Origin of the sequence: Sinorhizobium meliloti, from assembly GCF_017876815.1 — a bacterium.
Classification (GTDB): Bacteria; Pseudomonadota; Alphaproteobacteria; order Rhizobiales; family Rhizobiaceae; genus Sinorhizobium; species Sinorhizobium meliloti.
This window is the reverse complement of sequence record NZ_JAGIOS010000003.1, coordinates 323,758-339,801: the sequence shown is the minus strand read 5'-3', so window position 1 is coordinate 339,801 and position 16,044 is coordinate 323,758. Positions and strand designations below refer to the sequence as shown.

Genomic DNA, 16,044 nt, shown 5'->3' with positions numbered 1-16,044 from the left:
GGAAAACGGGCGCGGAAACAGCGAGCAAACTGTTTCAGCTGGGACGGTAGCAAAAGCATAGCCTATGGATTAGTGGGCATAGTTCTCTTACATCTATCGACATGAACCATAAATCGAGCGTGCGGATGTAGAGTATGCCCAAGGAAGACTTCAACGATCTGCTGTGGTTTCTCGCCGTGGCCGAGGAGCGCAGCTTCACCAGGGCCGCTGCCAAGCTCGGCATAACCCAATCGACGCTCAGTCACACGATCAAGCGCCTCGAAACGAGGATGGGCCTGAGGCTTCTGACCAGGACCACCCGGAGCGTTGCCGTGACGGAAGCTGGCGAGCGCCTGCTTCGTTCGCTGGCGCCGCGGATATCGGCCATAAGGGACGAAATCGCGGCCCTTATGGCCTTTCGCGACAAACCGTCCGGCTCGGTCAAAATCACTTTGTCCGACCACGCCCTGGAGAGCCTCGTCTGGCCGAAACTACAGCCGGTTCTTCTGGAATACCCCGACATTCGGCTCGAGTTGAGCAGGGACAACGGCTTCAGGAACATCGTGGAAGATGGTTTCGACGCAGGCATTCGCCTCGGCGAGAGCGTCGAAAAGGACATGATCGCGGTCCGTATCGGACCGGACTGGCGGCTTCTGGCAGTGGCTTCGCCCGACTACCTGGCAGATCGTCCGTTGCCAGAGCATCCACAGGAACTGATCCAGCACAATTGCATCAACTCGCGCCAGGCAACAGGCGGCGGACATTATGTATGGGAGTTCGAGAAGAACGGGCAAGAGCTCCGCGTCAGGGTCGACGGACAACTCACCTTCAATAGCTCATACCCCATGGTCGATGCCGCCATGAAAGGTCACGGCATAGCCTATCTGCCGGAAGATCTCGTCGCGGGGCACATTGCGGCAGGACGCCTGGTAGCGCTGCTCGAGCCCTGGTCGCCTCCGTTTGCCGGGTACTACATTTACTACCCTAGCCGACACCACAACTCACCCGCATTCAAGGTGATCGTGGACGCCCTGCGACACCATGGCACACCAGATTCCGAGGGAACGCGAGATGCTTAAGACATAGGCCGCACGCGGACGAGCCGCGGGCGGTAAGGGCTCCGAGATCAGGAGCGAAAGATCTTCCTGCGTGGCCCGTACGCCAGCATGGACGATGGCAGCGAGGGCAAGATGTGGATTGCCAGCCACGTTGGCGGCGCGTCGACGTTGAACTGGGCAGCGCGGACGATCTGCGTTCCGTGTTCGCCGCCGCCGCAGGTGTCCATCCGTGCTAGGTGTTCGCGGTCGTCTGCACGCAAAGATTTGCAGAATGCACAATATCGGAAGAGAGCGTCTCTCCCGCGTGCCGAAAACTGCGTCCGGCATGGCACGCGCTATCGCAGTCGGTTACAAGCCGACCGGTGGCCTTGTCTTCGTGGCGGATGATGCCCTCAGGCATGACCCCGGAGCTGAAATCAGATTGCCAGCTGTACGATATGAGCAAAGGGAGTCATCGCCCATTTGCCGCTATTATCCTTCGCAGTTCTGTAGATTATAAAGTCGCTGCCGACTGTGAACCTTCCATGCATGGTAATTTCGTTTCCGGTTGACAGCACGGCTCGCAGCTCGGTTGCATGCCGTTGCTCAATTTGTTCGCTGATTAGCTCAGCCAAGGTAAGGTGGAGCCTTTCGGGTTTTGGATCGCTCATTGGAAGCCCCGCCTTTGCTAGTCAAAGTTCACACGTTTCAGAGCTTAGCAGAAACCAGCGGGCGACGCTTCCTTACCATTTTCCTTGGCCTTGGGTTTTGCCCGACTTGTTCGCCTCGGCTCGGGATCTGCGGCAGCGGCTGGAACCTGGTGGCCGATGCGTCGATCTCGCCTGAAAAACGGCTCCAAAGGGCGCACCTGCAATGGCTGGCGTGGATAAAATTTTCTTATCGAACTTCTAAATAAACTAAACTTTACTTAACGCCGCCTCTGCTTGCATCTTTCTCCCGGCAACAAACGCGCCGGGACCGCCGGCAGAGGAATGCTCTGATGAATGCTTTTTCCCCGCCGCCCCGCCTGCTGATGGGCCCCGGTCCCTCCAACGTCTCGCCGGAAGTGCTCGCGGCACAGGCGCGACCGACGATCGGCCATCTCGACCCCAGCTTCGTGGGATTGATGGACCGCATCAAGGATCAACTCCGCCTCGCTTTCCGAACAGATAACCGTGTGACTTTCCCCCTATCGGCCCCGGCATCGCTCGCCATGGAGATGGCGTTGGTGACGCTGCTCGAGCCAGGCGACACCGCCATCATCGCGCAAAACGGCGTGTTCGGAGGACGCATGGCCGAAATTGCCCGGCGCGCGGGCGCGGAGGTACGGCTGGTTTCCGTCGAATGGGGCAAGCCTGTTGACCCCGAGGCGGTTCGCGCGTCGATTCTGGAGGCACCGCAGGCCAAGCTGCTCGCTTTCGTGCACGCGGAGACTTCGACCGGAGTGCGATCGGATGCGGCCTCCCTCTGTGCCCTCGCGCGCGAAGCGGGGTTGCTGTCGGTCGTGGATACCGTTACGGGCCTCGGCGGGATTCCGGTGTCGGTTGACGAATGGCAGGCGGACGCCGTCTATGCCGGTACGCAGAAATGTCTGTCCGCGCCGCCAGGCCTTGCGCCGATCACCTTTTCCGATCGCGCCGTCTCGGCAGTGAAGGCGCGCAAGACGCCAATCCAGAGCTGGTTCCTCGATCTCGGTCTTATGCTTGGGTACTGGGAGGGGGAGGGTGCCAGATCCTATCACCACACCGCGCCGGTCAATGCGCTTTACGGCCTGCACGAAAGCCTTTCCCGCCTGCTGGGCGAAGGCTTGGAGACTGCCTGGGCGCGTCACCGCGCCGCCCATGACCGGCTGGTCGAACGGTTACAAGGGCTGGGCATCGCCTTAGTCGTCGACAAGGAGCACCGACTGCCGCAGCTGAATACGGTTTGGCTCCCGGAAGGCGTGAAGGACGTGCCCGAGCGAAGACGGCTGCTTGACGAATTCGGGATCGAGATCGGCGGAGGACTCGGGCCGCTCGCCGGGCGCATCTGGCGCATCGGACTGATGGGCGAGACTTGTCGGATCGAGAATGTCGATCGCTTGGCCGAAGCGATCGCGGCAGTTCTGCCGTAGGGCGTACCGGCCCCGCAGGAACTGTCATTGGCGCAATCGGGAGGGTTCCGCTCCGTGGGCGGCGGCGATAGCGTGCATGCGCTGTGAGAGGTTCCCGCCTCCTCAGGCGGAGTTGCCGCTCCACCAATGCGAGCGCCGTACGGATGTCGACTGCGCGACCTCGCCGTATCGACGCACGCAATCCAGTCGCTGGAACGCCCTCAAGCGGCACGCGCCGGGCCGGCAGGAAAAATCCCCGACATGACCGTGAAGCCTTTGATCCGCTTGAGGCGATCGCACCAACGACGGATTGCCGGATAGTCCTGCCGGGGAATGCCCCCCTCTTCCGACAGCATGATGTAGGGGAAACAGGCGATGTCAGCGACGGTCGGGTGTGGGGCCGAGCAGATCCAGTCGCGCCCTTCCTGCTCGCCGAACCAGAGATGCTCGTCGAGGATGCGAAACAGCCTATGCGCACCGGCCCGAGCCGCCTCGACGTCCAGTTCGTAGAACAGGCCGTCATGGAGACGCGCGGCCGAAGCCGTGCCCGTGATCCCGTCCGCAAAGGCGAGCCACTGACTGATCTCGCCGAGCAGCGCCGGGTTGTCACGCGGATACCAGGTGCCGGAAGGATCATATTTGGAGCCGATGTAGACGAGGATCGCCTGCGCGTCGCGCAGCACCAGTCCGTCATCCTCGATCACCGGGAGTTGTCCAAGCGGATTGAGCTTCAGGAACCAATCCGACTTGTGTTCGCGGCCGGGATAGAAATCGACCGGTACCGTCTTGTACTCGATGCCGAGCATGCTCATCAGAAGTCTGAGCTTGTAGCAGTTGCCCGAGAGTTCGTAATCGTAGAGGGTGATCATCGGGCAGCTCCTAGAGATCGAGGACGAGGCGCGCGGATTTGGCGCGCGACACGCAGGTCATGATCTTGGTGCCGGACTTGCGCTCGGCGTCGTTCAAATAGACGTCCTGGTGATCGGGCTCACCCTCGATCACGGTCGCAAGACAGGTGCCGCAGGCACCCTGCTCGCAGGATGACGGCATGTCGATCCCGACTTCGCGCATCACATCGAGGATGGTCCTGCCGGCCGGCACCTTAAATGTCACGCAGGAGCGCGCCAGCGCCACCTCGAAGCTCGAACTGTCGTCTATCGTATTGGTGTTCTTGAAATACTCGAAATGCACCGCAGTTTCCGGCCAGCCGACCTCCGCAGCGATCCGGCGCGCCGCCTCGAGCATAGGCCCCGGACCGCAGAGATAGACATGCATGCCGGGCCGATACCCGGAAAGAATGTCCTTGAGCTTAGCGGCAGTCCCTTCCGGGTCGAGCCCGAGCTGGGGCTTCAGCGCCTCGCCGAGGAGAGCGGTCTTTTCCGGAAAGGCGAGCTGTGCCTGGTTCTGGGCGAAGTAGTGGAAGGCGAAGTCCAGGCTCTGGTTCTTAAGAGCCTGTGCCATGGCAATCAGCGGCGTGGCGCCGATGCCGCCGGCGACGAAAATCGTCTTCTCGGCATCGCGACGCAGCGGGAAATTGTTGCGCGGCTCCGAAATCGCCAGGACGTCGCCCTCGCGAAGCGTCTCATGCATGCATCGCGAGCCGCCCTTCGATTCCCGTTCCAGCTTGACCCCGATGACGTAGCTGTCGCTTTCGCCCGGGCCATTGGTGATCGAATATTGCCGGATCAGCCCGTTCGGCATGTGCACGTCGATATGGGCGCCGGGCTGGAAAGTCGGCAGCAGGCCCTTGATCGGGCGAAGCTCGAACGCCGCGATCCCGTCCGCGGCCATCCACTTTCGCGCGACCGTGACACGGATCGTCGCCTTGCGGCCGTGGGCGGTCATCTCCGGCAGCTCGGCCAGTTCCGGCGAAACGCGCTCGATCACCGGCTCGAGCGGCGCCGGCTGCGGTGCGGCTTGAGCCTCGCGCTCCACGATCTCGCGAAGCTTCGAAAGCCGTTCGTTGTGGTGGTGCAGGACGGTAAGCCGCTCGGCGCCGCGCGGCGAGGAATCGAGTACGCCGCGGATGACCGAACGGTTGGAGTCGACCGGCTGGACGAAGAACACGGCAAGCGTCTCGGCGCCCTCTTCGCGGGCCGTGAGCGCCACCGAGAAGCCGTCGCTCGCCTTTAGCGACATATCCGCCGCTCTGCCTTCGAGGCGGCCGTTCGGCTGGAAGCGGTAGCCTGTCAGAGCCGCCACCACGACATCGGCCGGCGCATTGACCGGAATGCCGCGAAGGGTGAGAAGATCGCCTTCGGCGAGGCCTGTAACTTCCGGCACGTCCCCTTGAGGCTCCTCCGCCGTCCAGACGAGGCCATAGCGCTCGACGCTCGCAAAGGTACGGTTGGTAATGGTGCGGGCCGGAGCGTCGGCCGGGTGCGCCGGAATATAGGTACAGCCGGCGGTGCGGTTGGAATAGCGCCAGCCATGATACTGGCACTTCAACTCACGGCCATCGTTGATGCCGATCGAAAGGCGGACGCCGCGGTGCAGACAGCGGTTCTCCCAGATATTGACGTAGCCGTCGTCGGCACGCCAGACGGCGAACTCGCGGCCGAGCAACTGGGCATGAAAGATGTGGCGGAACGGCAGATCATAGGATGCGGCAACGGGATGCCATCTGGTCTTGGCGGTATCGAGCATCGTTCTCTCCAGAATTCTGAAACGTCAGGTGGCGGCCGGGATGACCCCGTAGGTCACGCCCTTCTGGCTGAGCCAACGGCGGTAGGCGATCGCAGACTTGTCGGCGCGGATCGGCGTCTCGGCCCGCGGGTCGAGCGGGAGACGCTTCGGAAACTGGTTTTCCAGGATCGGCTTGTCCTGGCCGAAGATCGTTTGCTGGAAGCGTTTGATCACCTTGTCTTCGTTCTCTTCGTCGAGGACACAGAGCATCATATGCGCGCGGACATGCTCCTGATCGACCGGCTGAAGGAAAACGGCGATGACGTCGAGGCGGCTCTCGTCGACGGGGCTGGATTTGTAAAGCACCGAGCAGTAGGGGTGCGGCACCCGATAGATGTACTCGACATCGGCACCGCCGGTCGATGCGGTCGAGGCCATCGGCTGAAAGAAGCGACAGCGCGTGGCGACGATCTCATCGCGCTCGACCGAAAGCTCGACGTCGTACTCCTTGACCTCCGTGTGCGGTTCGGCTCCGAGAATGTCGGTGTGGACATAGGGGAAATGGCCCATGTCGAGGAAATTCTCGATCGCGCGCGGCGCCGAGACATTGACGCCGATGCTGGCAGCATTCAGTCTGCGACGGTCAGACTCCGCATATTCCGGAATCGCGAACAGCTCGGCCGGCGGCGTGCCCAGCGAGGTCCAGATATACCCGTAGGCCATCTTGACCGGAAGACCGCCGTCGAGCGTATCGATATCGACCCGGCTGCCGGCAGGGAGCTCCGGGCGCGAATGCCAGGCGGCCGCCTTGCCTTCGCCGTCCGAGACATAGCTGATGCGTTCCTCGAGCAGCACCGTATCCTGAACCGTCCTCGCCGGCATCTCCTCCAGCGCCGCCAGCGGGTGCCAAAGATCGAGAACCACCTGGTCCTGGCATTTGGTCGGGCTCATGTCGTTCATCTCCGTGAATGGCGTCTGATCATAAGGCGGTTACATCCGGGCCGGGATCGCGCCGAAGGTGACCGCGCGATCGCGCAGCCATCGGCGGTAATAGACGGAAACGGCATCGGCTCGGATCGGGGTTTCGGCGCGCGGGTCAAGCGGCAGCCTTTTCGGCAGCTGATTTTCCAGGATCGGCTTGTCCTGGGCGAAGATCAATTGCATGAAGCTGCGGATCGAGGCCTCGCTGACGCCTTCCTTCAGGTAGCAGAGGAACGGATGGGCGATGCAGCGTTCCTCGTCAACCGGCTGCACGAAGAGCGTGATTACGTCGAGCCGCGCCTTATGAACAGGATTGCTCTTGTAAAGCGCCACCGTGTACGGACGGATCACCTTGTAGATGTAATCGACGACGAAGCCTTCCTTCGCTGTTGGCGATGCGACCGGCTGATAGAACTTGCATTCGGTCGCCATGACCTCGTCGGCGTCGGTAAGCTCGACCTTGTAGGGCGCGACCTCGGTGTGCGGTTCCTCACCGAGCCAGCCCGTGTGAATGAAAGGAAAGTGCCCCATGTCTAGGAAGTTCTCGACCGCGCGCAGCCCCGAGACGTTCACGGCGATCGATCCACCGGTCACGAGATAACGGCCCGCCTCGTTCGCCTCCGGCACGAAGACGATGTCGCGCTCGGGCGTGCCGAGACAAGCCCAGAGAAAACCGTAACGGCTGTCGGAATTCACCGGCTCGCCGCCATCGCTGCGAACCACCTGTCGGCGATAGCGCCCACCACAGTGGATGGTGAGATCAACACCGAGCAGGCGGGTGTGAAAGGGCGCGGTCGACGACAGGTTCGTCAGGTCCGCAACGACATGCCAGTCATTAAGAAGAACTCGATCGCTACAAAGGGCAGTTCTGCTCATCGCACCCTCCCTGGCTAGCACTTCCCGATGAACCTAGCTCCTTGATGGACTCATTGGAACCACAAGATTGGATACCAATCAATGAAAATTTGCATGGCAAAACGTGTTTTTTGATTGACAGCTTGATTTGATTGAATACCGATATGGAATTCGTAACGCCGGATATGTGGCCATGCAACATTCCGGTGCGACCGTCCCGCAGATTTTCTGCGGGAGATGGAGAGACCCGTCATGAGCAGCCGTTCGCAGGCGATTGCCGATATCCTGACCCGGGCGATCATCGATCACCGGCTCGTACCCGGATGCAAGCTCGGCGAGCGCGAACTTGCGGAAATCTTCGAGGTCAGCCGCATCGTCATCCGCCAGGCGCTGATCAGGCTTGCCGACGACGGGCTGGCGCAGATCGAGCGCAATCGCGGCGCCTTCGTCGCGCGCCCGAGCATGCAAGAGGCGATGGAGATATACGACGCGCTGACGCTCGTGGAACAGGGCGTCGCCGCCCAGCTCTGCGACCGGCTCGGGCCCGCCGGCTTCGCCGAGTTGCGCCAGCACGTGGAGCGGCAACGCCAGGCCGTCGCATCCGGCAACGACGCGCTTGCCGACGTTCTCGGCCAGGAGTTTCATACTCTCTTCGTTCGCCTCAGCCGAAACAAGGTCATGCAGGAAATTCACGCGCAGCTCGTGCGGCGCACCACGCTCCTGCGCTCACTGATCTCCGCCGATTTCGACTATTGCAATCTGCTGGACGACCACCAGCGCGTGATCGATCTGCTCGAAAAGGGCCGGCTGAAGCCCGTCATGGAACTGATCGACACCCATCACCGCAGCGTCGTACGCGGTTATATCATGGATCGGCAGGTCTTTCCGGAGCTGACGCCGCGGGAGGCGCTTCAGCCCTATCTCGACGGCAAAGCCGACGAGGCGCCTAAGCCGGCGCCGCGCAGGAAAACGGGAGAAAGCGGCTGGACCGGCGCGGGTCGCCACGTTCACGCCACGAAATAGATCCGGCGGACACAAGCCGGAGAAACGACACGAACCGACAAAGGGGTACTGCCATGTTCAACCTGACCAGACGACAATTCCTTCGATATTCCGGCGCGACCGGTGTGGCACTCGGAACCGGAAGCCTTGCCAGCTTCGCGGGCGCAGAGGAGCCGCTCAAGATCGGCGTCGTCTATGTCTCGCCGATCGCCGAGATTGGCTGGACCAAACAGCACAGCCTGGGCGTCGACGCGATCAAGAAGGAATTCGGCGACAAAGTCGCCATAACGGTCATCGACAACATCTTCATGCCCCAGGATGCCGAGCGCGTCTTCCGCGAGCTCGCCGCCTCGGGAAATCAGCTGATTTTCGGGACCAGCTTCTCGCACGGCACGCCGATGCAGAAGGTGGCGCCGCGCTTCCCCAAGACGGCCTTCGAACACTGTTCGGGCATCGTGCACCGCGCAAACCTCGGCACCTTCGAGGCCAAATATTACGAGGGCACCTTCGTCGCGGGCGCTGCCGGCGGGCATATGAGCAAGTCCGGCAAGATCGGCTTCATCGGCGGCTTCCCGATCCCGGACATTGTCGGGCCGGCGAATGCGCTTCTTCTCGGCGCGCAGAGCGTCAATCCGGAGGTCACCTGCAACGCCATCTTCCTCAACTCCTGGTTCGACCCGGGCAAGGAGAAGGAAGCCGCCAATACGCTGCTGTCGCAAGGCTGCGACGTCATCTGTTCGATGACCGATACGGCAACCGGCGTACAGGTGGCCGGCGAAGGCGGCGCCTGGTCGATCGGCTACGCCAGCGACATGGCCAAGTTCGGCTCCGGCAAACAACTCACGGCCTTTACGCTCGACTGGTCCAGTGAGTATCTGCGTGCCGCAAAAGGCGTCGCGGAGGGCACCTGGAAGGCCGAGGCGCGTTGGGATGGGCTTGCCGCCGGCGTGGTCAAGATGGCCCCCTATAACGAGGCGATCCCTGCCGACATCCAGGCCAAATTGAAGCAGCTCGAAGCCGATATCGCAGCGGGCAAGATCCATCCCTATGCCGGCGAGCTCAAGGACCAGGACGGCAACACCAAGGTCGCTGCCGGGTCGGTTCTTTCGGATACCGACATCCGGGGGATGAACTGGTTCGTCAGGGGAATGATCGGCAAGCTCAGCTGAGCCGCGTCCTGAAATCGGCGTGCCGCGGCGGAATCCGCGCCGCGGACACGTCGTCGCCAACGCACAACCACGGCAGGAGCGGCCATGATCCCCCGCCTCGAACTGCGCAGCATTACCAAATGTTTTCCCGGCACCGTCGCGAACGACGCCGTCTCGCTGTCGATCCTGCCGGGAGAGATACACGCCGTCCTCGGAGAGAACGGCGCCGGCAAATCGACGCTGATGAAGATCATCTATGGCGCAGCTCAAGCCGATTCGGGCGAGATCTATTGCGACGGCAGACGGATCGAAGCGCACAATCCCGCAATCTCGCGTTCGCTCGGGATCGAGATGGTCTACCAGCATTTCGCGCTCTTCGAATCCGTGTCGGTGGTCGAGAATATCGCCCTGGCGGTCAAAGGCACTTTCGACCTCGACCGGCTCGCGGCCGAGATCAAGACCCTCTCGGCACGCTACGGCATGCCAATCGATCCGCACCGCAGGGTGCACGATCTCTCCGTCGGCGAGCGGCAGCGCGTCGAGATCGTGCGATGCCTCCTGCAGTCACCCAAACTTCTGATCCTGGACGAGCCGACCTCGGTGCTTACGCCGCAAGCCGTGGTGAAGCTCTTCGAAACGCTTCGCCAATTGGCAAGCGAAGGCTGCAGCATCGTCTATATCAGCCACAAGCTCGATGAAGTGCAGGAACTTTGCGACACCGCCACCGTGCTGCGCAACGGCAAGGTGACTGGCACGGCAAAACCCAAGGAATCGACGTCGCTGGAGCTCGCCCGGATGATGGTCGGCTCGCAGCTTCCGCAAATGCATGTCAGTCCTTCAGCCCCGAGCGCCAAGCCGCTGCTGGAAGTTCGCGGGCTGTCCGCTCCCGCCCGGGACAAGTACGGCACCGAGCTGACGGATGTATCCCTCGAGGTGCATGGCGGCGAGATCGTCGGACTGGCCGGTGTGTCGGGCAATGGCCAGGCGGAGTTGATCGCGCTGTTGAGCGGCGAGCGGACCCATCCGCGTGCGGAGACGATCCTCATCGGCGGCAGACCGTCCGGCCATCTCAACGCCGGCGAACGGCGCAAGCTCGGCATGGCCTTCGTCCCGGAGGAACGCCTCGGCCGTGGCGCGGTTCCGCCCCATGCCCTATGGGAAAACGCAGTGCTGACGGCCCACCGGGCGGGCCTCGTGCGCAACGCTCTCGTCGACCGCAGGCGGGCCGGCGAGTTCGCGAGGCACATTATCGAGCGCTTCAAGGTGAAGGCGAATGGACCGCAAGCGAGCGCGCAAAGCCTCTCCGGCGGCAACCTGCAGAAATTCATCGTCGGCCGCGAACTCACCCTGGAGCCGAAGATTCTTCTCGTGTCCCAGCCGACCTGGGGCGTGGATGTCGGTGCAGCTGCCTTCATCCGCCAGACGCTTGTCGATCTAAGCCGCGGCGGCGCCGCGGTGCTCGTCGTATCGGAGGAGCTCGATGAACTGTTCGAGATTTGCGACCGTTTGCTGGTCATTTCCAACGGCCGCGTTTCCCCTCCATTGATCAGAAAGCAGACCAATCGCGAAGAGATCGGCCTGTTGATGACCCGGGTCGGCCATGGCGAAACGAGGAGAAGCGAAGTTGCGCTTGAGGATTGAACAACGGCAGGAACCATCCGCCCAGATGCGCATCGCCGCTCCGGTGATCGCCACCGCGCTGACCTTTCTCGCCGGGTCCGTACTGTTTGCCGCACTCGGCTATGATCCGCTGGCGACGCTGCACGCCTTTTTCGTGGCGCCCATCAATTCCACCAACGGCCTTTCGGAGTGGCTGCTCAAGGCTTCGCCTCTGATCCTGATCGCCTGCGGACTGGCGGTCGGATTCCGTGCCAACATCTGGAACATCGGCGCCGAGGGACAACTCATCATCGGCGCTATCGCAGCCTGTGGCGTCGGCCTTTTATATCCCGATCCCGAAAGCCCGCTCCTCATTCCCCTGATGTTTCTCGCCGGCGCAGGAGCCGGCATGGCATGGGCAGCGATCCCGGCATTTCTCAGAGCCCGCATGAACACCAACGAGATCCTGGTCACGCTCATGCTGACCTATATCGCGACGCTGCTGCTGTCCTTTCTGGTGCACGGCCCGTGGCGCGATCCGGCGGGCTTCAACTATCCGCAAACGGCGCTCCTGCCCGCGGCGGCAATGTTCGAGCCTTTCGATTATTCCTACCGGCTCAATCCGTCGATCTTCATCACGGCCGTGGCGGTCGTCATGATGTGGCTCTTCACCGATCGCAGCTTTCTCGGCTACAAGATGTCGGTGAGCGGCGCCGCTCCGCTTGCGGCACGCTATGCGGGCTTTCGCGAGTCCTCCGCAGTCTGGACAGGGCTGCTTGCGGGTGGCGCTGCGGCAGGCATCGCCGGTATGGCGGAAGTGGCCGGCCCGCTCGGACAATTGTCGCCCCAGATCTCGCCCGGTTACGGCTTTGCCGCCATCATCGTCGCCTTCATCGGACGGCTGAACGCCTTTGGCATCGTGCTCGGGGGGCTGCTGATGTCGCTCCTCTTCCTCGGCGGCGAAACCGTCCAGATGACCCTCGGCCTGCCGGCGGCGCTCACCCGCATCTTCCAGGGCATCCTCCTGTTCTTCCTGCTCGCTGCCGACTTCTTCATCTACTATCGTCTTCGTCTTCCGGAGCACGCCTGATGGATCTTTTCATTGCCATTTTCACCGGGACCATTATCGCCGCGACGCCATTGATATTCGCAGCCCTTGGCGAGCTCGTCGTCGAGAAGTCCGGCGTGCTCAACCTGGGACTCGAGGGCATGATGCTGATGGGGGCGGCCTTCGCCTTCTGGGCGGTGATCGCCGGCCTGCCGATGCCCGTGGCCATCGCCGCCGGCGCACTCGCCGGCGCCGCCACCTCGCTTCTCTTCGGGGTGCTGGCGCTGACGTTTCTGACCAACCAATATGCCGCCGGCTTGGCGCTCGCCATATTCGGGTCGGGGGTTTCGGCGTTTCTGGGCCGCGGGTTCGGCAGCGCGCCGATCGATGCGCTGAAGCGCGTCCATATCCCCTTCCTCTCCGATATCCCGGTGGTCGGGCCGATGTTCTTCCGCTTCGATCCGATGGTCTATCTGGCAATCGGGATGTTCGGCCTCATCACCTGGTTCCTCTACCGCACCAAGGGAGGCCTCATCTTGCGCACCATCGGCGAGTCGCCCGAGACGTCGCACGCGATCGGCTATCCTGTCATCAGGATCAGATATCTGGCGGTGCTTTTCGGTGGTCTGATGGCTGGCCTTGCCGGGGCATACCTGTCGGTCGCTTACACGCCGCTCTGGGTGGAAAACATGACGGCCGGCAAGGGCTGGATCTCGCTGGCACTCGTCGTCTTTGCGACATGGCGGCCGTTGCGCGTGCTGATCGGCGCCTGGCTGTTCGGCGGCATGACGATCCTGCAGCTGCAGGGCCAGGCTCTCGGCATCGCGGTCCCTTCGGAGCTGCTCTCGGCGCTTCCCTATCTCGCGACGATCATAGTTCTCGTGATCATCTCGCAAAATCGCCAATTGCTGACGCTGCACTTCCCGGCGTCGCTGGCAAAGCCATTCCGGGCGGCGAGCTAGCGTTCCAGGAAAGGTGGCGGTGATGCTGGAGCTTCCGCTCTCGGGTTATGGAAGCTCTATCTCACCCGCCACTACGTGATTGAGATCGGTGCCTTCCGCCGTCAGCGTCATGCGGACTTTCAACTTGTTGCCGTCGATCTGCCCCTTGCGCACCGTCTCCTCGATCTCTCGCTGCGACGTGACTCCAACTTCTTTCAGGAACTTGCGGATCGACATATTGAAGGCATCTTCGCTCATGGCAGGACTCCTCTGTCTCTGGAAGTGATTGTAGGAGAAGGGGCGTGAACAAGGAAGCAACGGCCGCGCGGATTGCTGAAAACCAGATCACCCGCGAGGCCGCCTCCGCCATGTGGGGATCGGGTTCAGCATACCGCCGGCAGATGCTGTCGACGCCGGTTCCTTGCCCCCTCATTGCAAGTGGAGCGTGACGGCTGTACCGTGAGGCTGAAAGGTGCGCAAAACGCGCGCTGCTGCATGTTGCCTTAAGAAGCTGGCCGAGCCAAGGATGAAGTCATGCAGCGATCCAGAGTGCCACATCGTGCTCTGCGCGTCCGACAACATGCGCGGGGCCGGGCAACGGACGCAAAGTCATGGAACTTATCGTCGCCCTCGGCGTGATCGTCTTCAAGGTCGCCTTGGTGATCGCGATCCTCCTGTTGCTGCCCCTGCCGTTGACGTGGTTGGAACGCAAAATCGCCGGGCACATGCAGCAGAGGATGGGACCGATGCGCGTGGGCTGGCACGGACTGCTGCAGCCGGTGGCGGACGGGATCAAGCTTCTGACCAAGGAGGATCATATACCGGCCGAAGCCGACCGCTTCCTGTTCAAACTGGCACCGATCCTGGCGCTTGCCCCGCCCTTCGTGGTGTTTGCAGCAATCCCGTTCGGCGAAAGCGTTTCGGTCCTCGGCAACGAGATCACGCTCTACATTTCCAACCTGAACGTAGCGCTGCTTTTCGTCTTCGCGGTGATCGGGCTGGAGGTCTATGGCGTCATCTTCGGCGGCTGGGCGGCAAACAGCAAATATGCGGTCCTTGGTTCTCTGCGGACCTGCGCGCAAATGATCAGCTACGAAATCCCGATGGGGTTCGCGGTCATCGGTGTCGTCATGCTGGCGCAATCCATGAGCCTGCTGGATATCGTGCGGGCGCAAACCGACGTCTGGAATGTCGTTTATCAGCCGATCGGATGTTTCGTGTTCTTCGTCGCGGGCCTTGCAGAAGCGCAGCGAATTCCTTTCGACCTTGCGGAAGCCGAAGGCGATCTGGGAGCCGGGTTCCACACCGAATATAGCGGCATTCGCTTCGCCTTGTTCATGGTCAGCGAATATGTCGTGATGGTGCTGGTGTCGGTCCTCACCGTGATCCTGTTCTTCGGCGGGTGGAACGGCGTGCTCATCCCGCTGCCGCCGCTCCTCTGGTTTTTGCTGAAGGTTGCCTTCTTCGTCTATTTGTTCATGTGGTTCCGCTTCACCTTCCCCCGTTACCGCTACGACCAACTGATGGCGATCGGATGGAAGGTCTTGCTTCCCCTGTCTTTGGCGAACATAATCATCAGCGGTGTTGTATTTTCTTGATGCATGCCGTCCCGGAAGCTCTGGGCACGGACATGCAAGACGACTCTCAGGAGCCGCAGCGAGGCGGCCATGTCGCGCGCACTGGACAAAGCTGGAAGATGGATCGGCTGGGCCTTCTTCGCCGATCTGGCGAATGGTTTGGCTTTGACCTTCGGCTACATGTTTTCCAGACCCGTCACCATGCAATATCCGGACAAGGAGAAGTGGCTGCCCTATTCGCGCTATCGCGGGCATCATTTCCTCAAGCGTGACGACGAGGGCGAGATCAAATGCGTCGCTTGCGAACTTTGCGCGCGGATCTGTCCCTGCGACTGCATCGAAGTGGTCCCCTACGAGGACGAGAAGGGCAATCGGCGCCCTGCCAAATTCGAAATCGACACGGCCCGCTGTCTCTTCTGTGGGCTCTGCGAGGACGCCTGCCCGGCGGACGCGATCGCTCTTGGCCAACAATATGAATTTTCGAGTTTCTCCTCGCGCGACTTGGTGATCGGCCGTGACGATCTGCTCGCCAAGCCGGGCAAGGCGATGACCGGCGGCGGTGTCGTGGCTGCGCGCCTGAACACCGAACGGGATGTTCTGGTCGAGGCCAGCGAGCCGCGCGGGTACAATTGGTGGCGGAATATTCGACGAAAGTGAAGGCGCGCCGGGCGTTGCGCCGAAGCAGGGACTGGAGGTTCAGATGCACATCTGCCAAATCCTGGGGAGCAAGTCTCCCGAAATCTTCTCGGTCACGCCGGACCACACGATGGTGGAAGTATTGCGGCTGTTTCGCGACAAGAATATCGGCTTCGTCGTCGTCGGCCGTTCGCCAGGGGAATGCCTGGGCACACTCTCGGAGCGGGACTGCTGCCATGCCGTGGCCGAGTACGGCACCGAAGCACCCCTGATGCGGGTGGGAGAAATCATGAACCGCACTGTCGCGACCTGCTCGACGGAGGATTTCCTCCCATTCGTGATGTCGATCATGACCGAGCGGCGCACGCGCCATGTATTAGTCATGGACGGCAACGATGCCGTCGGCGTGGTCAGCATCGGCGACGTGGTCAAACACCGGCTCGAAGAGGCATTGCAAGCGGAGCGGGACATGCACGATTACATTTGCGGAGCAAACTATCGCTGACGAAGTCGCCTGCCGCAGA

General features: G+C 61.9%; 17 protein-coding genes. 11 read left to right on the top strand and 6 right to left on the bottom strand.

What is annotated here, in order from left to right; genetic code table 11:
• The first annotated feature begins 134 nt into the window (after positions 1–134).
• On the top strand, positions 135–1,058 hold the full coding sequence (locus JOH52_RS28080; protein WP_014531490.1) for a LysR family transcriptional regulator: 924 nt from the start codon (positions 135–137) through the stop codon (positions 1,056–1,058).
• A gap of 395 nt (positions 1,059–1,453) precedes the next feature.
• Here the strand turns inward: JOH52_RS28080 and JOH52_RS28075 are convergent, their stop codons facing one another.
• Complete coding sequence (locus JOH52_RS28075; protein ID WP_013845530.1) at positions 1,454–1,687, bottom strand: hypothetical protein; 234 nt, start codon at positions 1,685–1,687, stop codon at positions 1,454–1,456.
• Between the two features lie 329 nt (positions 1,688–2,016).
• Between JOH52_RS28075 and JOH52_RS28070 the strand changes: the two genes are divergently transcribed.
• On the top strand, positions 2,017–3,129 hold the full coding sequence (locus tag JOH52_RS28070; RefSeq protein ID WP_014531489.1) for a pyridoxal-phosphate-dependent aminotransferase family protein: 1,113 nt from the start codon (positions 2,017–2,019) through the stop codon (positions 3,127–3,129).
• Between the two features lie 200 nt (positions 3,130–3,329).
• Here JOH52_RS28070 and JOH52_RS28065 read toward each other — a convergent pair whose 3' ends face one another.
• Genes JOH52_RS28065 through JOH52_RS28050 form a run of 4 tightly spaced genes read right to left on the bottom strand, consistent with a single transcriptional unit; the run spans position 3,330 to position 7,590 of the window.
• Positions 3,330–3,977, bottom strand: coding sequence for a glutathione S-transferase family protein (locus tag JOH52_RS28065; RefSeq protein ID WP_010967785.1), 648 nt, complete (start codon positions 3,975–3,977; stop codon positions 3,330–3,332).
• 10 nt (positions 3,978–3,987) lie between these two features.
• Positions 3,988–5,754: a Rieske 2Fe-2S domain-containing protein gene (locus tag JOH52_RS28060; protein ID WP_014531488.1), complete on the bottom strand. Its 1,767-nt coding sequence runs from the start codon at positions 5,752–5,754 to the stop codon at positions 3,988–3,990.
• A gap of 24 nt (positions 5,755–5,778) precedes the next feature.
• On the bottom strand, positions 5,779–6,684 hold the full coding sequence (locus tag JOH52_RS28055) for an aromatic ring-hydroxylating oxygenase subunit alpha (RefSeq protein ID WP_013845532.1): 906 nt from the start codon (positions 6,682–6,684) through the stop codon (positions 5,779–5,781).
• 39 nt (positions 6,685–6,723) lie between these two features.
• Positions 6,724–7,590 (bottom strand): aromatic ring-hydroxylating oxygenase subunit alpha, encoded by an 867-nt coding sequence (locus tag JOH52_RS28050; protein ID WP_014531487.1) that lies wholly within the window; start codon positions 7,588–7,590, stop codon positions 6,724–6,726.
• Between the two features lie 231 nt (positions 7,591–7,821).
• On the opposite strand from JOH52_RS28050, the gene JOH52_RS28045 reads away from it, so the two are divergent.
• The 5 genes from JOH52_RS28045 to JOH52_RS28025 all read left to right on the top strand — a co-directional run bounded on the left by JOH52_RS28045 (position 7,822) and on the right by JOH52_RS28025 (position 13,328).
• Complete coding sequence (locus JOH52_RS28045; RefSeq protein WP_014531486.1) at positions 7,822–8,592, top strand: GntR family transcriptional regulator; 771 nt, start codon at positions 7,822–7,824, stop codon at positions 8,590–8,592.
• Positions 8,593–8,645: 53 nt separating this feature from the next.
• A complete protein-coding gene (locus tag JOH52_RS28040) occupies positions 8,646–9,740 on the top strand; it encodes a BMP family ABC transporter substrate-binding protein (protein ID WP_014531485.1) in 1,095 nt (364 codons plus the stop codon).
• Positions 9,741–9,824: 84 nt separating this feature from the next.
• Positions 9,825–11,360, top strand: coding sequence for an ABC transporter ATP-binding protein (locus tag JOH52_RS28035; protein ID WP_014531484.1), 1,536 nt, complete (start codon positions 9,825–9,827; stop codon positions 11,358–11,360).
• Entirely contained in the window at positions 11,344–12,408 is a 1,065-nt protein-coding gene (locus JOH52_RS28030; RefSeq protein WP_017273857.1) for an ABC transporter permease, read from the top strand. The genes JOH52_RS28035 and JOH52_RS28030 overlap by 17 nt, the downstream gene beginning before the upstream one ends.
• Positions 12,408–13,328, top strand: coding sequence for an ABC transporter permease (locus tag JOH52_RS28025; RefSeq protein ID WP_003526980.1), 921 nt, complete (start codon positions 12,408–12,410; stop codon positions 13,326–13,328). Before JOH52_RS28030 ends, JOH52_RS28025 begins: the two co-directional genes overlap by 1 nt.
• A gap of 45 nt (positions 13,329–13,373) precedes the next feature.
• Here JOH52_RS28025 and JOH52_RS28020 read toward each other — a convergent pair whose 3' ends face one another.
• Positions 13,374–13,565 (bottom strand): DUF6494 family protein, encoded by a 192-nt coding sequence (locus tag JOH52_RS28020; protein ID WP_003526979.1) that lies wholly within the window; start codon positions 13,563–13,565, stop codon positions 13,374–13,376.
• Positions 13,566–13,609: 44 nt separating this feature from the next.
• Here JOH52_RS28020 and JOH52_RS28015 point away from each other — a divergent pair, with 44 nt between their 5' ends.
• From JOH52_RS28015 to JOH52_RS28000, 4 genes are all read left to right on the top strand, one after another.
• Complete coding sequence (locus JOH52_RS28015) at positions 13,610–13,756, top strand: hypothetical protein (protein ID WP_014531482.1); 147 nt, start codon at positions 13,610–13,612, stop codon at positions 13,754–13,756.
• 162 nt (positions 13,757–13,918) lie between these two features.
• Positions 13,919–14,905, top strand: coding sequence for an NADH-quinone oxidoreductase subunit NuoH (gene nuoH, locus JOH52_RS28010; protein WP_014531481.1), 987 nt, complete (start codon positions 13,919–13,921; stop codon positions 14,903–14,905).
• Positions 14,906–14,974: 69 nt separating this feature from the next.
• Positions 14,975–15,541, top strand: coding sequence for an NADH-quinone oxidoreductase subunit I (locus tag JOH52_RS28005; protein ID WP_010967794.1), 567 nt, complete (start codon positions 14,975–14,977; stop codon positions 15,539–15,541).
• Positions 15,542–15,584: 43 nt separating this feature from the next.
• Entirely contained in the window at positions 15,585–16,025 is a 441-nt protein-coding gene (locus JOH52_RS28000; protein ID WP_013845539.1) for a CBS domain-containing protein, read from the top strand.
• Positions 16,026–16,044 lie beyond the last annotated feature (19 nt).

Excerpts from the sequence above, each read along its gene's own strand:
- JOH52_RS28075 (WP_013845530.1), bottom strand. The coding sequence starts at position 1,687 with ATGAGCGATCCAAAACCCGAAAGGCTCCACCTTACCTTGGCTGAGCTA.
- JOH52_RS28080 (WP_014531490.1), top strand. The coding sequence starts at position 135 with ATGCCCAAGGAAGACTTCAACGATCTGCTGTGGTTTCTCGCCGTGGCC.
- JOH52_RS28025 (WP_003526980.1), top strand. The coding sequence starts at position 12,408 with ATGGATCTTTTCATTGCCATTTTCACCGGGACCATTATCGCCGCGACG.
- JOH52_RS28055 (WP_013845532.1), bottom strand. The coding sequence starts at position 6,684 with ATGAGCCCGACCAAATGCCAGGACCAGGTGGTTCTCGATCTTTGGCAC.
- JOH52_RS28065 (WP_010967785.1), bottom strand. The coding sequence starts at position 3,977 with ATGATCACCCTCTACGATTACGAACTCTCGGGCAACTGCTACAAGCTC.
- JOH52_RS28060 (WP_014531488.1), bottom strand. The coding sequence starts at position 5,754 with ATGCTCGATACCGCCAAGACCAGATGGCATCCCGTTGCCGCATCCTAT.
- JOH52_RS28040 (WP_014531485.1), top strand. The coding sequence starts at position 8,646 with ATGTTCAACCTGACCAGACGACAATTCCTTCGATATTCCGGCGCGACC.
- JOH52_RS28035 (WP_014531484.1), top strand. The coding sequence starts at position 9,825 with ATGATCCCCCGCCTCGAACTGCGCAGCATTACCAAATGTTTTCCCGGC.
- JOH52_RS28005 (WP_010967794.1), top strand. The coding sequence starts at position 14,975 with ATGTCGCGCGCACTGGACAAAGCTGGAAGATGGATCGGCTGGGCCTTC.
- JOH52_RS28045 (WP_014531486.1), top strand. The coding sequence starts at position 7,822 with ATGAGCAGCCGTTCGCAGGCGATTGCCGATATCCTGACCCGGGCGATC.
- JOH52_RS28020 (WP_003526979.1), bottom strand. The coding sequence starts at position 13,565 with ATGAGCGAAGATGCCTTCAATATGTCGATCCGCAAGTTCCTGAAAGAA.
- JOH52_RS28070 (WP_014531489.1), top strand. The coding sequence starts at position 2,017 with ATGAATGCTTTTTCCCCGCCGCCCCGCCTGCTGATGGGCCCCGGTCCC.
- JOH52_RS28050 (WP_014531487.1), bottom strand. The coding sequence starts at position 7,590 with ATGAGCAGAACTGCCCTTTGTAGCGATCGAGTTCTTCTTAATGACTGG.
- JOH52_RS28000 (WP_013845539.1), top strand. The coding sequence starts at position 15,585 with ATGCACATCTGCCAAATCCTGGGGAGCAAGTCTCCCGAAATCTTCTCG.
- nuoH (WP_014531481.1), top strand. The coding sequence starts at position 13,919 with ATGGAACTTATCGTCGCCCTCGGCGTGATCGTCTTCAAGGTCGCCTTG.